Annotated in this window: 26 protein-coding genes; all 26 read right to left on the bottom strand. The window is 53.8% G+C overall.

The window, feature by feature from the left end:
- Window positions 1–233: 233 nt before the first annotated feature.
- The 26 genes from H7F31_RS18140 to H7F31_RS18015 all read right to left on the bottom strand — a co-directional run bounded on the left by H7F31_RS18140 (window position 234) and on the right by H7F31_RS18015 (window position 22,217).
- Complete coding sequence (locus tag H7F31_RS18140; RefSeq protein ID WP_187099926.1) at window positions 234–1,784, bottom strand: N-acetylmuramoyl-L-alanine amidase; 1,551 nt, start codon at window positions 1,782–1,784, stop codon at window positions 234–236.
- A gap of 3 nt (window positions 1,785–1,787) precedes the next feature.
- Complete coding sequence (locus tag H7F31_RS18135; RefSeq protein ID WP_187099925.1) at window positions 1,788–2,210, bottom strand: phage holin family protein; 423 nt, start codon at window positions 2,208–2,210, stop codon at window positions 1,788–1,790.
- On the bottom strand, window positions 2,207–2,386 hold the full coding sequence (locus tag H7F31_RS18130) for a hypothetical protein (RefSeq protein ID WP_187099924.1): 180 nt from the start codon (window positions 2,384–2,386) through the stop codon (window positions 2,207–2,209). Before H7F31_RS18130 ends, H7F31_RS18135 begins: the two co-directional genes overlap by 4 nt.
- Window positions 2,387–2,478: 92 nt before the next feature.
- On the bottom strand, window positions 2,479–3,042 hold the full coding sequence (locus H7F31_RS18125; RefSeq protein WP_187099923.1) for an ABC transporter C-terminal domain-containing protein: 564 nt from the start codon (window positions 3,040–3,042) through the stop codon (window positions 2,479–2,481).
- A gap of 61 nt (window positions 3,043–3,103) precedes the next feature.
- A complete protein-coding gene (locus H7F31_RS18120) occupies window positions 3,104–4,936 on the bottom strand; it encodes a phage tail protein (RefSeq protein ID WP_187099922.1) in 1,833 nt (610 codons plus the stop codon).
- On the bottom strand, window positions 4,933–5,445 hold the full coding sequence (locus tag H7F31_RS18115; RefSeq protein ID WP_187099921.1) for a phage distal tail protein: 513 nt from the start codon (window positions 5,443–5,445) through the stop codon (window positions 4,933–4,935). Before H7F31_RS18115 ends, H7F31_RS18120 begins: the two co-directional genes overlap by 4 nt.
- A 38-nt stretch (window positions 5,446–5,483) precedes the next feature.
- A complete protein-coding gene (locus H7F31_RS18110) occupies window positions 5,484–5,627 on the bottom strand; it encodes a hypothetical protein (RefSeq protein WP_187099920.1) in 144 nt (47 codons plus the stop codon).
- On the bottom strand, window positions 5,627–5,863 hold the full coding sequence (locus tag H7F31_RS18105; RefSeq protein ID WP_187099919.1) for a hypothetical protein: 237 nt from the start codon (window positions 5,861–5,863) through the stop codon (window positions 5,627–5,629). The genes H7F31_RS18110 and H7F31_RS18105 overlap by 1 nt, the downstream gene beginning before the upstream one ends.
- 12 nt (window positions 5,864–5,875) lie before the next feature.
- Entirely contained in the window at window positions 5,876–6,637 is a 762-nt protein-coding gene (locus H7F31_RS18100; protein ID WP_187099918.1) for a hypothetical protein, read from the bottom strand.
- Window positions 6,638–6,649: 12 nt separating this feature from the next.
- Window positions 6,650–6,994, bottom strand: a complete 345-nt coding sequence (locus tag H7F31_RS18095) for a hypothetical protein (RefSeq protein ID WP_187099917.1) — start codon at window positions 6,992–6,994, stop codon at window positions 6,650–6,652.
- Window positions 6,994–9,474, bottom strand: a complete 2,481-nt coding sequence (locus H7F31_RS18090; RefSeq protein WP_187099916.1) for a hypothetical protein — start codon at window positions 9,472–9,474, stop codon at window positions 6,994–6,996. Before H7F31_RS18090 ends, H7F31_RS18095 begins: the two co-directional genes overlap by 1 nt.
- A gap of 26 nt (window positions 9,475–9,500) precedes the next feature.
- Complete coding sequence (locus H7F31_RS18085) at window positions 9,501–9,902, bottom strand: phage tail fiber protein (protein WP_187099915.1); 402 nt, start codon at window positions 9,900–9,902, stop codon at window positions 9,501–9,503.
- A gap of 46 nt (window positions 9,903–9,948) precedes the next feature.
- Window positions 9,949–10,494 carry a distal tail protein Dit gene (locus tag H7F31_RS18080; RefSeq protein ID WP_187099914.1) on the bottom strand — a complete coding sequence of 182 codons (546 nt, stop codon included), beginning with the start codon at window positions 10,492–10,494 and terminating at the stop codon, window positions 9,949–9,951.
- 2 nt (window positions 10,495–10,496) lie between these two features.
- Window positions 10,497–14,543 (bottom strand): phage tail tape measure protein, encoded by a 4,047-nt coding sequence (locus tag H7F31_RS18075; protein WP_187099913.1) that lies wholly within the window; start codon window positions 14,541–14,543, stop codon window positions 10,497–10,499.
- A 113-nt stretch (window positions 14,544–14,656) separates the two neighbouring features.
- Window positions 14,657–14,827, bottom strand: a complete 171-nt coding sequence (locus tag H7F31_RS18070) for a hypothetical protein (RefSeq protein ID WP_187099912.1) — start codon at window positions 14,825–14,827, stop codon at window positions 14,657–14,659.
- A 134-nt stretch (window positions 14,828–14,961) separates the two neighbouring features.
- Window positions 14,962–15,360 (bottom strand): hypothetical protein, encoded by a 399-nt coding sequence (locus H7F31_RS18065; protein ID WP_187099911.1) that lies wholly within the window; start codon window positions 15,358–15,360, stop codon window positions 14,962–14,964.
- A gap of 78 nt (window positions 15,361–15,438) precedes the next feature.
- Complete coding sequence (locus tag H7F31_RS18060) at window positions 15,439–15,993, bottom strand: hypothetical protein (protein WP_187099910.1); 555 nt, start codon at window positions 15,991–15,993, stop codon at window positions 15,439–15,441.
- Between the two features lie 75 nt (window positions 15,994–16,068).
- On the bottom strand, window positions 16,069–16,452 hold the full coding sequence (locus H7F31_RS18055) for a minor capsid protein (protein ID WP_187099909.1): 384 nt from the start codon (window positions 16,450–16,452) through the stop codon (window positions 16,069–16,071).
- Between the two features lies 1 nt (window position 16,453).
- Entirely contained in the window at window positions 16,454–16,876 is a 423-nt protein-coding gene (locus tag H7F31_RS18050; RefSeq protein WP_187099908.1) for a hypothetical protein, read from the bottom strand.
- Entirely contained in the window at window positions 16,873–17,190 is a 318-nt protein-coding gene (locus H7F31_RS18045; RefSeq protein ID WP_187099907.1) for a hypothetical protein, read from the bottom strand. Before H7F31_RS18045 ends, H7F31_RS18050 begins: the two co-directional genes overlap by 4 nt.
- A gap of 18 nt (window positions 17,191–17,208) precedes the next feature.
- Window positions 17,209–17,598, bottom strand: coding sequence for a hypothetical protein (locus H7F31_RS18040; protein ID WP_187099906.1), 390 nt, complete (start codon window positions 17,596–17,598; stop codon window positions 17,209–17,211).
- 17 nt (window positions 17,599–17,615) lie between these two features.
- Window positions 17,616–17,849 carry a hypothetical protein gene (locus H7F31_RS18035; protein WP_187099905.1) on the bottom strand — a complete coding sequence of 78 codons (234 nt, stop codon included), beginning with the start codon at window positions 17,847–17,849 and terminating at the stop codon, window positions 17,616–17,618.
- Window positions 17,850–17,851: 2 nt separating this feature from the next.
- Window positions 17,852–18,940 (bottom strand): SU10 major capsid protein, encoded by a 1,089-nt coding sequence (locus tag H7F31_RS18030; protein WP_187099904.1) that lies wholly within the window; start codon window positions 18,938–18,940, stop codon window positions 17,852–17,854.
- Window positions 18,941–19,008: 68 nt separating this feature from the next.
- On the bottom strand, window positions 19,009–19,692 hold the full coding sequence (locus H7F31_RS18025) for a phage scaffolding protein (protein ID WP_187099903.1): 684 nt from the start codon (window positions 19,690–19,692) through the stop codon (window positions 19,009–19,011).
- A gap of 78 nt (window positions 19,693–19,770) precedes the next feature.
- On the bottom strand, window positions 19,771–20,631 hold the full coding sequence (locus H7F31_RS18020; RefSeq protein WP_187099902.1) for a phage minor capsid protein: 861 nt from the start codon (window positions 20,629–20,631) through the stop codon (window positions 19,771–19,773).
- On the bottom strand, window positions 20,631–22,217 hold the full coding sequence (locus H7F31_RS18015; protein ID WP_261800038.1) for a portal protein: 1,587 nt from the start codon (window positions 22,215–22,217) through the stop codon (window positions 20,631–20,633). The genes H7F31_RS18020 and H7F31_RS18015 overlap by 1 nt, the downstream gene beginning before the upstream one ends.
- Between the last annotated feature and the right edge of the window lie 66 nt (window positions 22,218–22,283).

Raw genomic sequence — 22,283 nt, 5'->3', positions numbered from 1 at the left:
ATTAAGCCTCCTATTTTTTACCTCGTTTATATTTTATAATAAATCAATACTCGAACGATATAAGTGGTAAAAAAAAATCACTGCCTACATTCGTAGCGTAATAATGTCAGCACATTATTTTCAGCATAAACGAAAAAATGGCGGCCACCTACGAATGATTCCGTCAGCGACCGCCAGTTTCCTTCATACTTCGTTACCCTAACATCAGTCTACCGAATGATAACGACGTACCGTTATCGCGTTACCTTAACCGTCCACGCCACCTCATCCCACGTGACCGCCCCGCCTAACGACTCTGCAACCGCCCGCGCCGGCACATACGAAGTCCCCTCGATAATGTGTCCGTCCAGGACCCGCGTCCCGTTCACCTCAACGTTCACCGACGTAATCGTTACGTCCTTCGTCGTCTTCGTAGGCTTCTCCGGTTCAGCAACGATTTTCTGCCGTAGCCCGTACACGTCAACGAGCCCCGCAACGATAGCGGCCGCGACCTTCCTCCGGTAGCTATCCGATTTGAGCAACGTGGCTTCCTCGCGATTACTCATGAAGCCCGCCTCCACAAGTATAGCCGGCATCGTCGTTTTGGAGATAACGGTAAAGTCCGCTCGCTTCATTCCGCGATTCCGACGTCCTGTAGCGGAAATCAACGCCTTTTGTACCGCCTGCGCTAATTTAACGGAAGTCGCGCTTGCCACCGTAGCCGCATACGTCTCGATTCCGTTTGCGTCGTTCCAGCCGGAGCCGAACGCGTTAGCGTGTATGGACACGTAAGTGTCTGCCGGTTTACCGTTCGCGAACGCCACACGCTCCGACAGCGGTACGTCCCGGCTTCCGTCGGCTGCGTGAACGAAGCGTGTGGATACAGGTTTTCCCGTATCTGTCGTATATCCGGCGAGCTCGTCCGCAACGTAACGGGCGACTACGCTGTTAAACGCAAACTCACGCATGGAATCGTCGGGGCAACGTTTGCCGGCCGTATTCGGACCGTGACCGGCGTCGATATCAACGTTAAGCCCAGCGTCCGGTTTCGGCGGGACAACGACGGCCTTCTTCGTGACGACGAGTGCACAACCGGTCCCACGTTCAGCGTTCCGGTTAGACGCCTGGTTAACGGCACCTCCGGCCGACTTGACGTACAGAATCGATGATCCGCCGCCGTCGCCGTTGATCGCGTTAATACAGCCGAGTTGATCCCGGAATACCAACGCCAGTTCCTCGAATGTAAGCCCGATATCGTACGATGTCCGTCCGTCCGATACGACGAATACAACGTCTCCATTGGCGCGGATACCGACCGCTGTACGCTGACTCCGGTCCGTGAGCGATATCGACAGCTGATCCCGTTTATGCGATTCCGCTACAACAACGGCGCCAGCCCGTAACAACTCCGGCGATCCCTGTACCGCAAAATCAACGATGGCTGGCGGCGACGTGGCAATCCCGTATTTACCGGACGGCTCACGGTATAACTCCGCACGGCCACGCGTTTTCGACGTTTCGTATGCAAGGGGCGTAGCCCCTTTTGTCCAATTTACGATAGCCGTACCGAGTAATGCCCGGTCAGCATCATTATAATACGGGAAGTTGATCGCCAATTCCGCGTTATTCTCCCGCGCCAGTACCGTAGGCTTCGCTCCAGTCCGGGCGACCGCTTTGATGTCGTATTCGGCTGCGGTGATGACGACGTAGCGGACATCGGTCGCTTTCTTCGTATAGTTACCGTCGCAGCGATAAACCTTGCCGCCGGACACGTATACACGTATCTTCGTTACCGTTAAGCTCATGCGTTACTCCTCCTTCTTAGCGGAACCTTTCGTCTTCAACACGTCGATAATATCGATGACTTTCGGAGGTAACGGCATACCGGCACGACCGAGATTCTCCGTAATCGAAACCAACTCGTTAGCCACGTAGAAGTAGACGGCCGCCGTCATCACGATCGCGTCGAGTTCGAGTAGGATATCGATCCGGTGCGCCAGGATTATGACGAGTAACGCGAGCCCCTTTTTGCCGGCCCCGATACTTGCGATTGAAGACGATAATCCGCGACCTTCCGCTCGGCTGGCGTAGATGCCCGTAATAATATCGATGACGAACGCGATTAATAGGAACGTCAACGCCTCCGTCCAATGTCCGAATGCGAACGCTATAATTGCCCCAGCCGCCGACGCCAGTGTTCCGGTAGTTCCGTTAATAGTTACGAGATTCATTGCGCGTCCCCCTTGTAATGTTCGATTGCTGCCGTAATTTCCGTTTGTAATGCCGTAAGGATCTCCGTTTCGCGGCCGGGATGATGCTGCAGGAACGCGTAGATGACGTTATTAATCTCCGCGACCGGTTCGTTGACGTTAACGAGAATTTCGAGTTTAGGCGTAATATGAGCCACGTTATACCTCCGTTTTTGCACAACGAAAAAACCCGTATCAGACGGTTAGGTCCGATAGGGCTTCGTTGGCGTTGCATATTAATATTCAAACATTACTCATGTAGCGGATTGTTACCGGATGTGCCGGATTGCGTATATAGCGGATTTGTCTCGATTTCGGCGAGTTCCGCTTCGAGATCGGCAATTTCGGATTCGAGCGTTGCGATCCGAGCCTCGATAACCGCAATCTTCTCGCGGTAAATTGCCACGACCTCGTTCTTCGGCGAACTCTCTTGTTTGATTAACGTCTCGTAACCGAATATAGCGTTCTTCTCGCCTGTGATAATAGCATCTAAGTAACGTAGCCGTGATTCAACTACGTCAACCCTCGTTGGTTCACCCATCTCTATACCGTCCTCCTTAGTTTCGAGGAACACTTTTCCTTGCGTGAAATCGACGTCCATTCCGGCAATCTCCGCAATCTGACGGACAGGTGCGTAGCTACTACCGCTGATAATCGGTACATCGCCGACTACTTCGCCGTTGACGTGCAGCTCCCAAACACTGCCGACTTTCGCGCCGACAAGTTGCTTAATCTCCGAAGCGAATGCGGAGCCAGCCGTCATGACAACCGCGCCAACAAGCGTTCCTGTGATAAAATACGATAATTTTTTCATAGCGCATACCTCCGATAGTTTTCCACCATTATACAACGGCTGGAATCGTAAGACTATCGGACTAGCCTCCTAGCGCCGTAATTCGTGCATCAAGCGAATTGAGTTGTGTCTGAAGCCCAGCCACATGTGCGATTGTAAATCCGGTAACCGTGGCCGCTAAGTCAAAGTGAACACCGGCGTTGAACGTTGTGTAATTGTAAAAATTCATACCGCCAACAGCGTTGATTGTGTTTCCAGAAATTCCAAGTTGAATAGGCCCTCCGCGTGGACTCCAGATTTGCCCGCCAGCATTTCCGCCTTGGATCTGCAAACTAGCTTGTAGGTTACTATCGTTATGAATCGTTATGGTAGCAAATCCGCTCGTTAGACGTACGAAGTCACCGCTTGCAGCCGATTGAATTGTTGTCCCCGTAATCGTACCACCTGTAATTGTCGTGCCCATAACGCTGCCGCCCGAAACGCTACTCCCGATAATACTCCCGCCGATAATCGAGCCTGACCCGGATAAGCTTCCGCTATTAATCGTCCAGCCTCCGATCGTACCGGACGTCGCCGTAATCGATCCGGAAAACGACCCGTTAGCCGCCTGTAGCGTCCCGGAGAAGTACGCGTTCCCCGTCGCGCTATCCTGCCATATCGTACGGACGCCCGCCTTGTTAAACAGCGCTAATCCGTACTCGCCCGGCGCCGTCTGTCCCAAACGTACCATCGTCCGGTTCATATCGTCAGATACCCGCATGCCGAATCCGTCGACGAGCGTAACCGAATCGTCGTATTTAACGCCTTTGAGTACGGCATTCTTCGTCGTATACGTAATCGCCCGTTTCGATCCGACGGTCGCCTGGAATACGTAATCGGCCGTTTTCAGCTCGCGGAAATTGGCGAGGACAATCCGGGCACGCTTCGGTTCAAACGGATAACGTTCGTACTCCGTAACCCGCGCGTCAAACCGGTAGCCCATCGATTCGTCGATGATCGTAACCGTGTCGCCAACGCTACGGATCGCCTCCGCCCGGAAATCTACGTCGACTTTTTCGAGCTCAACGAAATCGACTTCGTACGCCACTTTCGGAAGCTCAACGGTCGCTAGATAACGTTGCATCTCCGCAAGCAGCCGGGCTTGATCGTCGATATCCGGAAACTCGACGGAACCCTCGTAGATGTGACCGGGCGTAGCGTATGTGCTATCGATATACTTAACGGAATGTCCCGGCAACCCTTCGATCGTGAGTCCAGCTTTACCGTAGCCATACAGCCGCGTAATCCGTTCCATATCGTGAGATTTCCGGACGATACCGGTTAGATTCTTCCGGTAACGGATCTCAACGCCGTAATTACCGCCGCGTCGGGTCGTTAACGTGATTGCCGTATTGTTAAACGCCAACTCGCCGTTATAGAGCGCCCGGACTTCGTTTAACAAGTCGAACCGCCGCTTCTCGCCCCATTCGAATATATCCGTTGCCGGGAACGTACCCTCGACGGTAAACGTATACGGTGTCCCTAACGCAAGTAATCCGAGTTGATGCGTCGGCTGCTGCGCGGCAAGGAAATCGATATATCCGTCGTAAAAATAACGGTTGAGATCGAAGGCGACGTGATGCGCCTCGACACGTTTGTATACGCGGAGCCCCCGCCGCTCCTCATCGACACGTTTGATAACGAAGTATTGACCGGCCAGCCCTGCGTCAGATAGATCGGAGGGAAACCGGACCTCATTCGCCTCGGCCAACGCAGCATACCGGCTATTGTCGTCGGGTAGTCGCGGGTACGAAAAGGTGACGTAGAATTGACCGTTTAACGTCTCCTTCACGCATACGTCCGTGGCCGCCGTGAGAATCTGCCGGGCCGGCTGACCGTTAATAACCGAGTGGACTTCGAGTCTGCTACGTATCATAGGAAGCGATCCCTCCACGTCACGCGTACTTGTACCGTTCTGGCCCCGTTGCTATCCGAATATGTCAACGTATTTTCGCCCGGATACAAGTCGAAAAAGTCGCCGTCGTACGCCGTGTATTCACCGTTACGCAATACGCGGAGCCGCCCGGAGTCGACCGTAATCTTATCGCCGGGCCCGAACGGTCCGTCCACGGTAAGCGATTGAACGTGATACTTGCGTGGTCGAGCGACTAGCGTTCCCTCTCCGGACATAATCGCGGCGGATATCATTTCGCGGGACATCTCGGCTGATAACGTGCCCTCTCCGTTTAGGATGGCGGCGTACGTCAACTCGCGGATATAATCGGAAGACAACGTACCCTCTCCGGACATTACGAGCGATGCCGTATAGGTGACGGAAGGGGAAGCGGATATGTCTCCCTCGCCGGATAACGTAGCAGCGAAGAATATTTCCGTTAGGAACGGCCGATTGAACGGAGTAGCGCCGAATGCCGTTTGATTAAACATTTATACGCGCCTCCTTCCGTAATAAAAATAGGCCCCGCTTATGCGGAGCCCTCAATCAAATCTGCATGACCGTTATCGGTTAAATGTGTGTCGATACCGTCTTTAAGGTCAGGACGGCGGTCAATCACATACCCATACGTATACACTCCATCGATAATTCTTTGTGCCATATATGCCGCCATTACAGCCCACCTCCAAGGATGAGATCATCAAGCGCAGTCTGGACAAGTGCGAGTTGCGCTTTAAGGTCTGCAATTTCTTGTTCGAGTGGCTGCGGTGGAGTAGAGATAGGTTCGTCTGCAAATACCAGAAAATCGCCCTCCTGAATATTTTGCTGCTCGACCAAATTCTTATCTGCATGCTCGAGAATAAGAGATTGCTTGCTTGCTTCGTCCGTATATTGATAACGGTATCTCATGTTTAAACCTCCTTAGACCACGGCCTTCGATACTAAAGGCTTCACAGCATTCTTGAAAATTAGGTTAGAAGTATAGACGGGGAATGCACTTGAAGTACTGGTACGAAGCGCGACATATACCCGGTAATTCGTCAGTCCTGTCGGGTCAATAAAAACGTCTTGGGTGAAGACTTGTGATGCACCGCCGGCAGCAATTGTATACTCAGCCCCAATCAAACCGCCAGATGAGGGACCACCTGCAATTGGCTCACCGTTATAGTAAAGGTGACCCCACACAGGGTACGAAAGGTTTGATTTTAAAGTAAACGATACTCGATAGGTTCCAACAGCATTCACGTATACAGGCGCCCCTACCAACCCATAGCTAGTACCGCCGTCCCTACTTACCTCGACTTCGTTAACCCTCAGAATCTCGAAGTCCCCTGGGAATGCTTCATCGGAGGGTATCATCGTTCCTGTCACACCGAACATATCCATGTCCTTACGGATATTCGCCGGCACAAAGTCCGCATCCGTAATCGTCACAAAATCATTCGTCCCGTCGCGATACCCTTCGCTCGCCCGAAGTCGTAACGTTGTACCGCTCACTACGCTCGATAACGCCGCCGTATCGCCCGCTCGGTCCGGCATGGTGCCCGTCTGCTGCCCGCGATCGTTCGTAAACCGTTTGCCCGCCAGTACCTCGCCCGGCTCCGCGTTACCCGACCCAAGGCCGACAAGTAGCCCCGGAGGTTGATTCGTGATGCCCCGTACGTTTCCGAACGCTCTAATCATGCCGTATCCCCCTTACGCAATCTGCTCGACTACGCCCGTTGCGTAGATATTTACGTCCGTGCCCGTATCCTGCTTGGCGGCAAGCGTCTGCGTCCCGGTAAATACGAGCGCCTTGCCGACCAAGTCGATGATGACGGATGCGCCTGCCTCCAGCGTAATGGACGATAGAATTTGATTGGTGGCGGCTGTACCGTTTTTATAAATCGTGACGACCCGCGTCGAGCTGCCCGTATTGGACAGGACAAGCGCGGTCATCTGCGTACGATTGCTTGCCGTGTTGGTGTAGCGGACCGTAGCTGTAGCCGATAGCGCTGTTGGCGCGATCAGCTCTGTTGGTGTGCGATCTCCGATTGCCATTAGATCATGCCTCCCTGCGACAATGCGCGTATATTGTTAGTTGCGCGGGCGGTTGCTGCGTCGAGATCCATCCGCAAGTTATCCGCATACGCCTCGTCTAGCATCAGTTGCCATTCGTGAACACCCATTTGCGCTTTGATACGCGCTATATCCTGTGTATTCTGCGCAACTGCCCCGCCTAGCGTGGATTGATAGACAAGCGTTGCGTCTACGGCGTTGGTCGTATACTGGTACTTGTCCAGGACGATGTAATCGACGTAGTATTCGGCGGCAGGATCGTAATTTGCTGCTGTGATTTGGGCCACGACTGAACCGTATGCGTAGGGATCGGCTAGAAAACTCCATCTATCATCCGGGAGATTATCTCTATAGACGCACATTATACTGGCTGCACGTCGACTAAGCGGTGAGTTAGGCGTATAGCTTGGATGTCCAGTTACATTGATGCGATAAAATCCTGCACCGTTTGGGTTATAACTCACGGTTGCCTTTTCGCGAACAATCACGCCCTCCAGCAGCTCGACCGCATTACCGCCCTTAACCATCGACAGCGCGCCAAGATCGCCCGTCAGCGTCTCCGTAATCGGCGTAGCCCGCACGTAGTCGAGCGTCGCGTATGCGTCCCATCCCGGCGCTTTGTTTGCGGCGACATACGCTTCCGTATTTGTTGGTGGGGCGCTGCCGTCGAGAATCGATACCCACGAGTTGTATACGGTGCCGTTGTTGCCGTTTGCCTTCCATCCGTTCATGAGCGCCTTGATGGCGTTGGCATTCGGGTTAAGCGTATCAGTCCATCCGGAGTCGGCGTCAGCAACCGACAGGTACAGAATGCCGTCAGATGGATTTGAATGAATGTCAGCACCAGCAGATGACGAACCGTTAGGAATAATCGAGCCGTTGTACTTGACCATACGCCCGCTACCCGCAACCCATGGAGCGCCCAAGCCCGTATTGCTAACCTTTATGCGCTTGAAGGTTGTTTGATCATCGTGAAGTGACCAACTTAACGCTCCATCCAACTTAACATCCATCACATACCGTCTAAACACTTGCCCCGTCGCGCTGTCGTAGCTGTCCGCAATCGTTCGGTCGACGTTGCTGGCAAGCTTGATTGGAGCGTGGGCGTATTGGTCAACGCGTGCTTCGAATGGGCTGGATGTTGTACCAATTTCAATTTGCGGCTGATTAAATATGAACGTGCCAGTATTGTGAGGAGGACCTTGATTAAGAGCGCGAAAGCTGATACTTGCAGCGTTTGCTTTAGTCGTGAAAGGCCTTACTAAGTCGCCTGACTGCCCGTTAGTAGTGAAAAGAACCGATGTAATAACGGCTCCGGCCGAATCGTATTCAATACCGTAGTAATAACAACCAGCTTGTTGCCCTTTTACAGTGAATGTATACGTCTGGTTCGGAACTACTGGTATTGATACTATAGTTGCTTGAAACTCTCCAGTTGCATCCAACTGCATTTTATACGGCTCTAATACCTTCGCATTCGCATGTACCGTCCATTGGCTGAACGGCGGTACTAAGTTTCTTCCCGTCTTCCGAACGCTCACACCCTGCAAATGCTGCACACTATCCACGTAAGGCCAACGGCGGTCAATCGCTTCGCCAGTTATCGTCGTGCCTATGGCGGCGTATTCGGCGGTGGTTACTTCGAAGAGGCGGAAGCCATCGAATTGCACCCATCCGACTTGTCCGAGCGCCTTGCGGTTAGTCAAGTACACAACTGCCGAAGTAGCCCCCGTAAACTTAATATGCAGCACGCCAGATGCAGCAGTTGTTTCGATGTTCGCGGCCCCAACTGTCAAACGAGCCGTGGTACTGCCGTCTGTCACAACATTGACGATTGCAACATAGTACTTTGTCGAATCAAGGTCGGCGAATGTGCGGTATATATCGCGGGAGACGTTTGTGTCTCCAGCCGTGGACGTAATGCGTTGCGCTCGGAGACCGTACGAGACCGATTCCGTGGATAACGATGCAGTAGCGCCCTTTAAGCTGGCTAGCCATCCATCCGCTAAGCCATCGCTATTACTATCCGTTTCAAAGTTTCCGCCGCGACCCGCCCAATTGCAGAGTGTACAGCCCAGCACCTTAAACGTAGCCCCGCTCGCCTGTGTAGCGTTGATGACGTTGGGGCCACGTACGATTGGGGCGGGGATTGTTTGGCCTTCGTCGAGCTTCGTCCGAATCGTATCGTAATCGTACGCGGTAAAATTCCTCGCTATCTTCGTTCCCGACGTCCACGAACGCGCTGTCCCTTCGAATCCACGCACAACCTCGCTAAGCGTATTCCCCGTTTTGCCGCTGTACTGGACCGTCTCAGCCGTATCGCCCTGTCCGATCGTCGCGATATTAGGCGCGTCTGGCAGCGCATTACCGTTAAGTACCGTAATCGTCGTTGCCGCCGCATCGATTGCCGCCGATAACTCGGTTACTGGCGAGTTGACCATTGCGGGATATAACGTTGACATATCGTTTTCACCTCGTTATTTTTTCGTTAGTTAAGGGATAATGCGACGGAATCTGCCGGGAACTTAAGCAAGTCGTTCACGAGCAGCGTACGAGGGTTTCCGACTGCACCGTAAAATAGCAGATTGCCCGCCGTGGCTGCGTCTCGGATGCCAACGTGCGTTACCGTGCCCCAATCGGCTGTAGCCGTAGGAAACGCAACCTCCGCGCTGTTTTTAATCGTACGCTTGCCTGCGTCAGTAGCCGGTGCACCAAACGTAACCGCCCGCCGGACATACGCCCCGCCAGTTACCTCCGTGCCTGTATCGGCCGCTGTCGGATTGGACGTGTACAACGTGATGTATACCGTGCTGGGCCGTGTCCATGCGATGTTGCGGAACGCCTGGTTAAGTAGCGCGTCCGCTAGATAATTAGATACCGCTAATGCCATCGTTTATCACTCCTTCGTAGTTGTTACTCCGTAGCCGCTTCCGCGTCTATTCGGTTTCATATTCGATCGTCAACGTAAACTCGTTAATCGTGCCCGCCCCGTTATTCGTTAATTCGATGACTGGCGGCGTCGGCTCGGACCCTTCGGATTCCAGCGCAAACAAAAAAGGACTAGCCGTTAGGCTGTCCTCATGTATCCGCTCCGGTCCGTAAGCGAACGGGTCCGTACATTTCATCGTAAACCGGAACTCACCGTAGCGTCCGATCTGCTCCGGAACCAAACGTCCCGATAGCTTGGCGTAGTAAAACCGGTCCGGCACGTCATCAAATACGAGTATGCCCACGGCCGCCGTCGGTTTGAGCCACGTTAATATTTCGGATTGCCGGCGCTTGAATTCGACCGCGTTGGGATCGATATCGACGGTGATTTCGATTTCGCGTTTACCGAGTTCGGTCCCGAAGTCGAGTACGCCGGGCAGTCCGGCCGGTTCGTCTTCATACTCGCGCAGCTCCGGGCTATTTACGACATAGCGAAGAAGGCGCGCGCCCAACTCCGAGCAATGCCGCCCCTTGTACGTAAATCCATACGCCACTACTAGGCACCTCCCGTAAAGTTGTTCCGCGCCATCTCTGTCGCCATGTCTACGCCGACCCGTCCGATTGCCCGTACGTCGATTTCGTCTTCCAACGTCGTATCGTTCATTTCCACGCCGACGATTCGTTCGATTGTTACGTTCGTACCACCACCGCTGCCAGCCCCGTCGATTAAACTCCGGAGTTGCCCTGGTGTAAATACGTACTCGTCGCGTCGGAGAATCGCCGTAATTTCGTCCGGCATTAGCATGTTGCCAGCGTTGAATGTCCGGCCGGTCAGTCCGTCGCGGCCCGTGTGGAACAGTGACGCCCCATCGGAACCGAACCACTTACCGGAGCTTCCGTCGTAATTAGCGCCGATTGACGTTCCGAGCCGTTGATTATCCGCCGATAACAGCGCCTTGACTTCGGGCGTTGCGGTATGCCAAGCGGCCGCGTTCGCCTTCATCTGCGCGATTGTTGACGCTTTGAGCGGATCGGTTACGGAGGCTGCTGCCGATTGCTTCGCGGTAATTGCGGCCATTTCCGTTTGAAACCGAAGCATTTCCGCTTTAATCTCCGCGTTTGTTGAGACGAACGCCTTCAACCGCTCATCTTCCGTGAGCTGATACAACGTAATCATGTCGCCATTGAACGATTCGGCCGCCGTCTTCAAGTCGCCGTACCATGCGTCGATATCGTGTTTCTGCTGATCGAGTGCCGCCAGCTTATCGTCACGTTCGTCCTGTAGCGCCCGCCGGTTGTCCTCGACGTCCATCTTCCGGAGTTGTTCCTGTAGCTCGGCGTAACGTTTCTTGCCTTGCTCGGATGTCGCGTTCCGGTACTTAGCAGCTTCGGCTTCGATGGACTGACGTTCCCGGCCGCGCTCCGACTCGTCGATGATACGAAGGATATCGTCGTAGTACTTCTGAACGGCCTTTTTCCGCTCGTCCAACGCCGCGAGTTCCGCTTTCCGTTGCGCGTCGATATTATCGAGTACGGACTTCGTCGTTGCTTTCGCGGCCTTTTCCGCATCATCGGCAAGCGCCTTAGCGCTGGCTTCGTCTTGGCGGCGTAGCGACATCCGCGCGTCGTACATCGCCTTATCCGCGCGCTTGAAATATTCCGTATCCTTACCGTAGCGATTCCGGACACGCGTCCATGCCTCGAGCGTCATTTCCGTAATGTCGCGTTCGGATTCGCCGCGCTCCGTCATGCGGCGGGTTTCCATCTCGATCCATTCCGCGGACTTGTCGTAGCTAGCCCGTTGAGCTACTTCGGATGCGCGGGCCGTCTCTTCGGCAGACTTCGCGGAAGCCGCAGCCATCTGCGATACGACCCGCTGACGACGCGACTCTGCGTCGATCCAGATATCGTCGTACTTTTCGTACTGTTTCGCTAGTCGACCGAGTGTGTCCGCCTCTTGTTGCTCCGTCAGAGTCCCGAGTAAGCGCCGTTTCTCCAACATCTGTAGCGCGGCCCGGTACGCAGTTTGCGCAAGCTGTTCTGGCGTTGTCTGCTGCTTCTCGCTTTTACCGCTACTACCTCCGCCAAGGTCGAGTGTTCCGGTGCCTGTGCTTAAAGGCGGTTTGCCGCTTGATATCGCAGTGCCAGCGATTGCCGCGTCGATATCTGCGATTGCAAGTGCGAGTAAATCCGCCTTATTTTGTTCCTTCGCGGCGTCATCGGTAGCGAGTCTCGCCGTCGTACGTGCAGCCATCCGAGCTGCTGGCGGAAGATTAGCGGGGGCTTGCTTAGCTACGTCCGCAAACTCCTTCAAACTAGCGACTCGTGCATCGATAAGCGCTTTTTCCGCGACAGCTGTTTCGCGCATATTGCGAAGGTTTTCTTTCATCAAGTCCGCTTTACGTCCGTAGTACCGTTCCTCAGCGCCAACTGCTTCGTCAAGTACCGTAAGCCCGTCAGTACGCAACCGTTGCTCGTCATCGATGTACTGATTAAGCTGCGGGTACTGTTCGGCGAGCTGGCGTACAACCTCCGTAAGCCGGGCAGATTGTACCTCGCTCAGCTTTTCCGCCTTCGTCAGCTCGTCGTATTCAGAACGCAAGTCCTTTGTCGCCGATATCTTCGCTAACTTAACGTCGAGTTCTGAACGCTCGGCTTTCGTTAGTTCAAATAGCGCCGGAACAGACTTTTCAACCGCAGCGTTCAATTCTCGCACCTTTGCCGCTGCTTGTTCCGTGGTAAATCCGTACTCCTGTAGTGCTTTGTTCAGGCGGTCAAGCTCTTTCGATGCTTCCGTCAGTTCCTTCGAAGGCGCAACGAAACCGCCGGCGGCCTCAGATTGTTGACGCGCAAACTCTTCGCGTAATTTTATCAAGCGCTTCTCGACTGTTTCGCGTTCCTTTAGTACATCGTTCAGTTCAGCGGCCTTGTCGCGCATCTCCTGGACCTCGCCGGCTGTGCGATTCATCGGTGACTTTTCAATCAATTCGTTTAGTTCCCGCTGTGCCGCCGCTGCCTGTTCTACATTCACCTTATAGGACACGAAAGCGCCCGCCGCCATTCCGACTACCGCCGCGATCCCCGCGATCCAGCCGAGAGATACCAAAGAAACTTTCCCCGCTGCCGATAACGCTTTTAACGCGATTATCATGCCGTAGATTCCAGTTGTGAGTACGCCTACTCCGGAACCGACCGCAAGCATTGTCACGATAAACGCCCGGCTTCCGTCATCCATTTCCGCTATTCCGAGCAGCATTCGCGTAATCTCTTCGGCTGCCTCACGCATTGCCGGCTTAAAATCGTCGCCGATCGCAATGCCTACGCCTTCCAAGGCCGACCGCATCTCTTCCAGCGCGCCATTGTACGTATCCATCTGGATTTCCGCAATTTGCTGCGCCGTGCCGCCGGAGTTTTCGAGTTCACCCGTAAACCGTTCCAGTTCGTCTGCACCTACCGATACCAACGTCAAAAAGCCGGAAGCCGCTTCGGTTCCAGCGATAAGAGCGGCCGCCTCAGCTTGCGCCGATTGTGTTAGACCGGACATAGCCGTTTGAAGTTGACGGAGGATATCGGAGAAAGGCAAGATTTTGCCTGACGCGTCCGCCGTCTTGATACCGAGTTGTTCGATAACCTTTTCCGCGTCGCCGACCGGATTGACCAACCGGAGTAACATCACCCGGAGCTGCGTACCGGCCATTTCGCCCTGGATACCGGCGTTCGATAAGATACCGACGGCGGACGCTGTCTCCTCGATCGATATACCGAGGCTAGCCGCGATTGGAGCCGCGTATTTCATGGCGTAGCCGAGCTGTTCCATCGACGTATTCGACGACGTAAATGCCTTCGCCAGTACATCCGATACGCGTCCAGTCTGCTCCGCTTCAAGCCGGAACCCCGTCAGTATGTTCGAAGTAATATCCGCCGCGCGACCGAGATCCATTTGGGCAGCCGCCGCGAGATCGAGCAATCCGGGCATAGCCGCTATGATATCGTTAGCCTTGAACCCAGCTACGGCCAAAAACGCCTGACCTTCCGCCACCTGCGACGAGCTGAATACGGTCGAGACGCCGAGGCTAATCGCCTGATCTTCGAGCCGCTTAAACTCCGCCGCCGTCGCGCTAGACATCGCCTGTACACGTGCCATTGACGACTCGAACGCGGCCGCCGTATCGACAGACTTAGCGATAATTGCCGTCATTGCAGCGGCTACAACTCCGTAGGCAACGCCGAGTTTACTGACGGAGGACTCCATTTTACCCGACATCTTCTCTGCGCCATCTCCGGCCGAATTGAGACTGTCTTCGAGTTCCCATATTTTCTTAGCGGTTGCATCCGATGTTTTCTCGAGTGATAACAACGCGCCTTCCGTCTGTACGATTTGCGTGCGTAGTTTGTCCCGATCCTTATCGTTAAACGTTTCGTCATACGCACGCTTCAAGTCCGCCAGCCGTTTCCGCTGTAAATCGATCTTAGCGTTCGTATTATCGAGGACATTCGTAAGTTTGCCGATTTGACCCTGCGTATCCGCCAGTTTTTTCGCCGAGGCCGCTGCTTCGTCAAATCCGCTTCCGGTCTTCTTCGCTTTCGCCGTCAATTCGTCCATTTCACGTGCGGCTTTCGACTTATTAGCGCTAAACGCAGAGATATCGAGGTCGAGTCGCGCCTTAATTGCGCCGACCTGCGCTGCTGCCGTACCTTGACTGTAGTTAATTGTCGTTACCTCCTTCCGAGCTTATTCCGTAGCTCCGCCAACGCTGAGCGGTCGAGTCCCGGTTCCTTCGTCTCACCGTCGCCGTGCACGTCTATATCTGCGCGTAGTCCGTTAACAAACCGCTCGCGCGCGTCCTTGTCCGTTGTTTGGCTGATAGTCGCGATGCTTAACGCCATCAAACGATCCGCCGCTAACGTAGCCGCTTTATATCGAAGCAAGCCCGGCAAATCGACGAGGTAATATTCCGTTTCGATAACGTGCTGGCTTACGTTGAGCCTTACGGCTGTCTGCGTTAAAAATTCGTCTAACGTTAAATGCCGTCCGTTGGCACCGGACTCGCCCGGAAGTGACCGAGGACGGCTCGGAAGTTTTTTAGCGCGCGCTGCAAATCGTTCTTTTCGAGCGTCGCCCGGATAAATTCGCTGATCTCGACCGCATCCGCTTCCGCCGCTATCTCATCACGTTCTAGGCCGGACAGCACGGCGAGGATATCGGCAATCTCGTCCATGCCGCGATATAGTCCCGTGATCAAAGTTGCGATAGCGGAATCGACGTCACGATCCGCAAAAACAGTCTGGATAATCGCAGGCAGCGTTTCGACCCGTTCGAGCAACTCCTTAAACTTTGACGGCGTCAGTTTCGGGATCTTGACGGACTTACCGGCGAGAACCGTATAGTCCGCCGATTTATTAAATAAGCGTGATAGCACGTTAATTTTCATCTCCAATCCGTATCGTGTCGGATAAAAACGAAGACGGCCCCGTTAAGGACCGTCTGTAAGCGTTGATTAAGGAGTTGCGTCTGCGTCGGCGTCCGGATCACCAAACGAGATAAGCAAACCGTCTTGCGCTGTATCCGGAAACGCGCGGAACGTAGTATTCGTGATGAGTTCGTTATCGTACGAGTACGTGTAATTGAGATTGGACTGCGGAGCCGCTTTGTGGAGAATGACCGTATCGGCCGGCGTAGCGTAAATATCGAGCGGTTCGATTTTTACTTTCTTCGCGAACGGGAACAGCCGCGCAACTACGGCCGCGCTTACGTCGACGCGTTGTTTTGTCGGGTCCGCTCCGTCCGTTACGAGAACCGCGCCAGGAATGATCTTCGAAAGCTTTTCGAGATCACGTTCGGCAATCGGTACCGCAACCGAAGCAGTCCGGCCCGTGATAATTACGTCCGCTGCCGTTGTGCCAAGCTGATCAATCGGAATATCCCGTGTCGTCTCCTCGTACGTGAGGACTACTCCGCCCTGCGTTTGCTCGAATACGACGGGAGATGTACCGCCAAAGTCGAATGTTACGCGTGCTGGACCCAGCGCGATCTTGTTTGCATCTACTGCCATTGAATTGCCTCCTCATGTGGTCAACGCAAAAAGGCCACGCCAGATTGACGTAGCCTAAACGTTGCCATTATTAAATTAGATGTTCTGCCCGTCTACTAACGTCGCCGTAAAGTTAACGGAGTACGTAGGGCGGTTATTTTCATCGAGTCCGAGATACAATGGCGCGGATTGGTCAGCGAATGATGCTACGATACGCTGCGTGCCGATTACGTATGATGCCCGCCGGTGGAATGCGTCGTATAACTCGTATGCTTTCGATTCGGCCGCCGGCCCCGACTTGTTACGCACGATAATTTGGAACGACGGCCGTCGTGTAGGCAACCATTGGCTTGGCGCGTACCCTCCGAATATGCGGACATACGCTGCGTTGTCGCCGGCCGAACTCGGAAATTCGTTGTGATAGTACGTGTACGGTACGACGGACTCGACGTATGATTTTAGTTCCGCGATAGTAAACACGTTATAACCCCAACTCCTTCCGGATTTCGTCCGCAATCCAGCCGTATACTTTGTCCGCGTGCTGCTTGACGGGCTGTTCGAGATACTTCGGTTGCGTGCCCGGCGTTGTCGGATTCGCAAACGAAGTCTTCCCGCCGAACTCGTGCAACCACAACGCGTAATTAAACCGGCCAGACTTACCGTCTTCGGTCGCGCTGTAGTAAATTTCGCCTGATATCGTATCGGACGTTTCCGAATATTCCGTCCAACTTTCGCGTCGGAGCGTACCCTTTTCGAGCGGTGCCAGTTGTCGGCTTGCGTCGTGTATCGCCTGCGTTCCGTCATACACTCCGTTTCGGGCACCGCGCCGGGCTCGCGCTTCCACCTGCGTAGTCCAGGCGACAAACCCGGACGTATCAATCGAGATCCCGTTTGTATTCGTCATTTTACGTACACCACCGTTAGAATCGCTTTGCCGTTCAGCCAACGCTTACGTCCTATGCTCGCAACGTCATAGGAGCGCTCGATTTCGGACTCGTCCGTATAGCGGAACGTGTGCGCGGCGGTGATGTCAGGAAACTTATCGAAAAATATCTGCGCCGACGATACGACTTCGCGGCCGTGCTCATCCGTAACAACTTCGACTCCTTCTTGGAACCGGCAGCGCAACGTAAATGGGACAGTTGGGACCGGGTTCCACGGATCGTCATTACCAGGCGGATAAACGGTGATCGTTTGTTTCAGCGGTATTAACGCCATGTTATATCACACCTCCGGTCATAGGACGGTCCATTTCGTTTCACGCCTGGATAGCTTAACGCCACCATTGGCCTCCGATATCAAGTCGAGCACAGTATCGCTAATCCACGCGTCGAGACCGGATTTAGCCCAATCCTTAAACGTAAAATTAGCGACTCCCGTCAATCCGAACGATGCGACGCCTTGTTGCTGCAACCGGTTCGTATCGTTAAACGCCGTTGCTAATTCGTTCGCGTACTCGTAAACCGCCGTGTCAGGTATCGTATACTGCGCGTATTTGGTCGTCAGCTTCCGATCGGCGACGTTGAGTATCCGTTGTTTTTTCGCCTCGTCCGAGTCCGTCCAATCCTCAATATCGATACAGTTCGCGTTAATGTACGTATCCGCGTTCGGTATTGTAATCGCCATATTCCGCCTCCTCTGCTTTATTTAACGGAGGGCTTGCGTCCTTTGGCGAGCTGCTTCGGTTTATCCTCCGGTACTACTTCCGGCTCGGGTGCCGGTACTCCTTCGTCAACTCGTCGCGCATCAGATAAAGCGTCCAATACCGCGATATCGGCCGGTTCGTCCGTAACATAGAGGCCGCCGCTAAATTTGCGGAAGCCTCCGTTTACGTAAAATCCGAGTTCCGGATAGCGCGGCGACTCGAATTTCGCCATTATTACGACAATCCTTTCAGACGACCGTGCGCTTTCTCCTGACGGAACTCCAGCGTGTACTCGCCTACGAGCATGCCGGTCGTGTAATCGCCTTTAACGCCCAGGTACGTGTGACCGAATTCGCGCGTGTTCAGCGGTTTGATAGTCATACGGTTAGCGTCCGTAAGAATCAATTCGTCGGCCGCGAGGTTTTGGTTCAAAACGATATCGAACGCACCGAAGTCCGTAACGATACGCTCTACAACTTGACCACGGGCGTTTTCCGCTCGTTCGATTACGATTTTATTCGCATCCAGTCCGGAAAGCGCGATCTTCTGTTTTGCCCCGACCATAATCTTGTAATCGCCGCCAGTTGCGAATCCACCCGCGTTATAGACTGCTTGGGCCAGCGTATTAATCGCTCCCAACGTCAGCGCGCCAGCTACGTTCGTTACGTTAGTTGTAATCCATTGGCGGATGCCTTTCATTTGACGAACCTCGCCGGACTCGTACGAAACGCCGTTGATCAGTGCTTTTTCAAGCTGCAGCGCCAGTTCGAGTTGCTTCTTTTGCTTCTCGTACTCGTACAAGTCGTCAATGCCGTATTGTGTAACCGCCTGCGCCGTACCGGAGATCTCGATCGAGTCATCGAAAATTTGCGTCAGATTGGACTTACGTACGCGCGCTTTGTAACGAGCTGCGCGAGCGTCAGCGCCTTCCGTGCCCTCAACGAACATAAATTCAACCTTCGCGGCGTTTGCGATAGCTGCTGCCGTAGTCGAAGCATATCCGCGGGTAACTGTCAGCGTTTTAGTACCAGCGTTAACGCCGGAAACGTATAGCAGCTCTTCGCCGATCTTAATAACGGAGCCGACACGGAAAGGCTCAACGTCCGCGACTACAACGGCTGTTGCGTCGATAAGAGCGGATGCCGTTGTTACCGACTCAGTAGCAAACGTCTCGTCTTCGTACCAAATGTGTTCAACTTGCGATACTGGAGCCGCAAAGCCCAGCGCGTTCAATAGAGGAGTCTGCATTGGGGTGAGAAGTAGAATCTCGTCTACTACAGACTCGCGTTTACCGACAAGAGACGAATCATAAATCTTTGGCATGGTAGGTAATTCCCCCTGTAAGGATAATTTTGGGTATAACAAAAAGGCCCCATTGCTCGGCCTTCGGCTTATTTATTCAATTCTGCTTTGAGGCTCGCATAAGCAACCTTGTCTTCCAAACGTCCGGATTTGCGCGCCCTATCCGCTGCTTCTGATAATCGCTTTTCCTTCGTCTTCTCCGGTTTTGGGTCCCCACCGGCAGGTCCGCCGATTGGGCGAGGCGCCGGCTTCGCTGTTTCCGCGAGATATGGTTTTGATTCGAGCAGTGTTTTAATCACGTCTGCTACGCCTTCAACATCACCCTCATCACTAACCTTTACGCTTGTCATATCGGCCAATTTAAAGGCATCTTCGATAGCATCCGCACGGATTCCGCTTTCTTTCGCTAGCGCTCTAAACTCCGACTTAATCAGCCGACCTGACGTTTTACTCTCCGATTCCTCACGCTTCCTTCGCTCGTCGGCGAGTTCCGCCTGCAATCGTTCAGCCTCCGTCATAGCCGCTTTCGTACGTTCAGCTTCCGCGGATTCAAGTCCGGCAAGCTTCGTTTTCAGTTCGTCGTAATCCGCGTACGGTTTCTTCGCCTTCGCCTTCTCGCGGCCAATCAACGCGTCGAGTTCGTCCTGCGTCATCGTGACCGTTTTCGGCTCCGGCGGCGTTGGATCGGGATTTGGCGTTGGTTCCGGATCGCCTTCCGCAAACATCTGCAAATTTAACGGCAATCTATACTTACGTTTTGTTACGTCATTCATTCGTCATACCTCCGTTTAATGGCCGTCGCCAATATCCGTCAGTTTAAGGACGTATCGTAGGTCCAATAGCGTTGAATATTATTTTTCAATCGGAGCGTTTCCGGGCTCTGTCCGTGATTCGCCAAGTACGCGGTCCGGGTCACGCAATGCCGTAACTTGATGGCGACAATTCGGATGAAATATCTCCCGGCGCGGTAAGTCGCCAATATAACGGTAATCGCCCGGCGCATCCGGTACGAGTTTAACGATAAGCCGCTCATAGTTCCGGCAGGCGTCCGTCGCACCGTGACTCGATATGATTCCGTAAAGTGCACTGCGTTGTACGGCTTCGTTCATTGCCGTCTGCCGTTCCGTTTCCGCCAGTTTCGTACGTGTCACCATGTCGACGTATGTTTCCGGCTTCCAACGGCGCCCTGCCGCGTCAATTATTCCGGTATCAACCGCGTCGCCTAGTGCCTTCCGCATGCCGGCTAGTGTATCCCGATTGATCGTCCGTCGACCGTTAATGCCGGCTGCCATATTCGCACGCATCGATTCGGCGGTAACCTGTCGGATAGCAGCGCGAACTCGTCGGTCAACATTTTGCGTTACTGCTAGCAAATCCGCCTGCGTATCGGCAATAACCGCGTTGACGTATCGACTATTCATACGATTAAACTTCGCGATATCAGCCGCGGCTTTCCGGGACTCGGCGACGCCAAGCGCGACCAGCGTATCGACGACGCCGGCGGTTCCGGCTTCCGGTACGTATTTCGCGACCCAGGCGGCCGACTCTTCGTTAAGCGACGCAAGGATTCGCGCAACCTCGCGGAGAGCGGCTTCCGTGTGTGCTCGGGACATCTCCATAATATCAAGCGATAAAAGTTCCGCCCGAATCCGTTTGATCGCTTCTTTATAAGCCGCGACGAGGACGGCGATTTCGTTTTCAAACGTAGCCATTAAACGACAACCTCGTTAAACACGCTGCTGTAAACTGTTCCATTCACCCGCGCTTCGTCGTCGTCTATTCGCGTTAGAATTACGTCAGCTTGCGTATCATCAAGCCCATCCATACGTTTAATAGCGGACTTAACGTCGACGGTTGGTTTGTTACCGGTCCGGATCGCGTATACCTCTGCTTCCGCCTTTTCATCGCGTGGGATACCGTCATGCCACGTTATCTTCGGATAAACCGCGTCATACGGCCGGTAGCCCTCTACGCCGGCGTTCGCGGCATTTTCGAGTTGCATCGCCGTCCATAGTGCGTCGCGGACCACCTTGTCGACGTGATGTCGGATACGCTTAACCTTTGTCAGTATCGGCATGAACCGTGCTTTGATGGCGCCCCCGTCCGTGTGCGACGTACCAGTTCCACCCTTATCGGAGGACAACGTCGTACCGAATAGCCACTGCGGCGTTTCGGACATTTGGAATACGAGGCCGAGTAAAATATCGAGTTCCTTAAATGCCGCGTCGAGTTGCCCGTTCCATACCATATATCCCGGAATCTGATCCTCTTTGCCGACGGGAATATACTTGCCGCCCCACCGTACCGCATTCGGCTCATCGCTGTCGTCGTCGCCTATGTCGTCGGGCCCGTAGGCAATCGGGTCCGAATGCTTCCATAAGATATAGTCGATCTGGACAAGCCGGTCGTTAATCGCGGCCAGGACGGATTCTATCTTCTCGACACCGCTGATTCCACGCCAATCATCATCGGTCGTTTTGTACGGTATGTGATGGACGAGTAATTGCGGAATCCCTGTCGGTTCGATATCGGACGCTCGGCCGGTTGCAACGCGGTCACCGATCGTATACGTAGACAACGGATATCCGTACTCGTTCACAACGCCGGCTTCTGATAGCTTAAAACGCTCATGAACAATATATCCCGGAACGTGCCGCTCAACGTTGAGGTACGGTACGTCAACCGTACTCATACGTCCCAGCTTCGAGTCTACGAATCCGGCCGGTTCCTCGACCCATTCGACCCACGCGATATTAACGGCCGCGAATTTCTTACGCGATCCCCGCGATAATTCCGGAAACACGATCGCCGCGTCAACTGCCTCGATAATCGGCTCGGCTGGCGTATCCGGCAGCGTGATTCCTTCGTACTCAGCCGCAAGCTCCTCTGTCATTGTTACGTCTGCGCGCGGTGCGTAGTACGTTTTGATAAACGAGTCGCCCCGATAACCGGCGCCGATAACCGTTTCGTGAATCATCTGCGTAAGATCATTCTCTTCGACGATAGCGTTTAAACGAGCCTGTTCCGCGCTATCGCCGGCTTTACCGGATTCGAATGTAGGCGGTTCCGCTACCATCAAATCGGCCGGCTTCGTGAGCATAACGTCCATTACGTTGACGGCGATATAGAGCGACTTGAGCTGCGCTTCATGCGGCGTGCCTTTTAGAATCTCCGTCGCGCGTTCGTAAATTTCCGCTTGTTTGCCGGCGAATATCGTGCGGCCACGGTAATACTTCGATATGCGCTCTATATCCGCAGCCGGAGGGTATTGCGCGCCTTTTTGAAAAAGCTTAGACACATCCTACCAACTCTCTTATTTTGGGATTCGTAAATCGGTGCTATGATATATTCAACTCTAGTTAGG

It is taken from the genome of Paenibacillus sp. PAMC21692 (genome assembly GCF_014303795.1).
Lineage (GTDB): Bacteria > Bacillota > Bacilli > Paenibacillales > Paenibacillaceae > Pristimantibacillus > Pristimantibacillus agaridevorans.
The sequence above is the reverse complement of the archived record's forward strand: the minus strand, read 5'-3'. Positions and strand labels throughout refer to the sequence as shown.

Coding starts and splice junctions, on each gene's coding strand:
- H7F31_RS18140 (WP_187099926.1), bottom strand. CDS start 1,784: ATGAGCTTAACGGTAACGAAGATACGTGTATACGTGTCCGGCGGCAAG.
- H7F31_RS18135 (WP_187099925.1), bottom strand. CDS start 2,210: ATGAATCTCGTAACTATTAACGGAACTACCGGAACACTGGCGTCGGCG.
- H7F31_RS18125 (WP_187099923.1), bottom strand. CDS start 3,042: ATGAAAAAATTATCGTATTTTATCACAGGAACGCTTGTTGGCGCGGTT.
- H7F31_RS18120 (WP_187099922.1), bottom strand. CDS start 4,936: ATGATACGTAGCAGACTCGAAGTCCACTCGGTTATTAACGGTCAGCCG.
- H7F31_RS18115 (WP_187099921.1), bottom strand. CDS start 5,445: ATGTTTAATCAAACGGCATTCGGCGCTACTCCGTTCAATCGGCCGTTC.
- H7F31_RS18110 (WP_187099920.1), bottom strand. CDS start 5,627: ATGGCGGCATATATGGCACAAAGAATTATCGATGGAGTGTATACGTAT.
- H7F31_RS18105 (WP_187099919.1), bottom strand. CDS start 5,863: ATGAGATACCGTTATCAATATACGGACGAAGCAAGCAAGCAATCTCTT.
- H7F31_RS18100 (WP_187099918.1), bottom strand. CDS start 6,637: ATGATTAGAGCGTTCGGAAACGTACGGGGCATCACGAATCAACCTCCG.
- H7F31_RS18095 (WP_187099917.1), bottom strand. CDS start 6,994: ATGGCAATCGGAGATCGCACACCAACAGAGCTGATCGCGCCAACAGCG.
- H7F31_RS18090 (WP_187099916.1), bottom strand. CDS start 9,474: ATGTCAACGTTATATCCCGCAATGGTCAACTCGCCAGTAACCGAGTTA.
- H7F31_RS18085 (WP_187099915.1), bottom strand. CDS start 9,902: ATGGCATTAGCGGTATCTAATTATCTAGCGGACGCGCTACTTAACCAG.
- H7F31_RS18075 (WP_187099913.1), bottom strand. CDS start 14,543: ATGGACGAATTGACGGCGAAAGCGAAGAAGACCGGAAGCGGATTTGAC.
- H7F31_RS18070 (WP_187099912.1), bottom strand. CDS start 14,827: ATGGCGTTAAGCATCGCGACTATCAGCCAAACAACGGACAAGGACGCG.
- H7F31_RS18060 (WP_187099910.1), bottom strand. CDS start 15,993: ATGGCAGTAGATGCAAACAAGATCGCGCTGGGTCCAGCACGCGTAACA.
- H7F31_RS18050 (WP_187099908.1), bottom strand. CDS start 16,876: ATGACGAATACAAACGGGATCTCGATTGATACGTCCGGGTTTGTCGCC.
- H7F31_RS18045 (WP_187099907.1), bottom strand. CDS start 17,190: ATGGCGTTAATACCGCTGAAACAAACGATCACCGTTTATCCGCCTGGT.
- H7F31_RS18040 (WP_187099906.1), bottom strand. CDS start 17,598: ATGGCGATTACAATACCGAACGCGGATACGTACATTAACGCGAACTGT.
- H7F31_RS18035 (WP_187099905.1), bottom strand. CDS start 17,849: ATGGCGAAATTCGAGTCGCCGCGCTATCCGGAACTCGGATTTTACGTA.
- H7F31_RS18030 (WP_187099904.1), bottom strand. CDS start 18,940: ATGCCAAAGATTTATGATTCGTCTCTTGTCGGTAAACGCGAGTCTGTA.
- H7F31_RS18025 (WP_187099903.1), bottom strand. CDS start 19,692: ATGAATGACGTAACAAAACGTAAGTATAGATTGCCGTTAAATTTGCAG.
- H7F31_RS18020 (WP_187099902.1), bottom strand. CDS start 20,631: ATGGCTACGTTTGAAAACGAAATCGCCGTCCTCGTCGCGGCTTATAAA.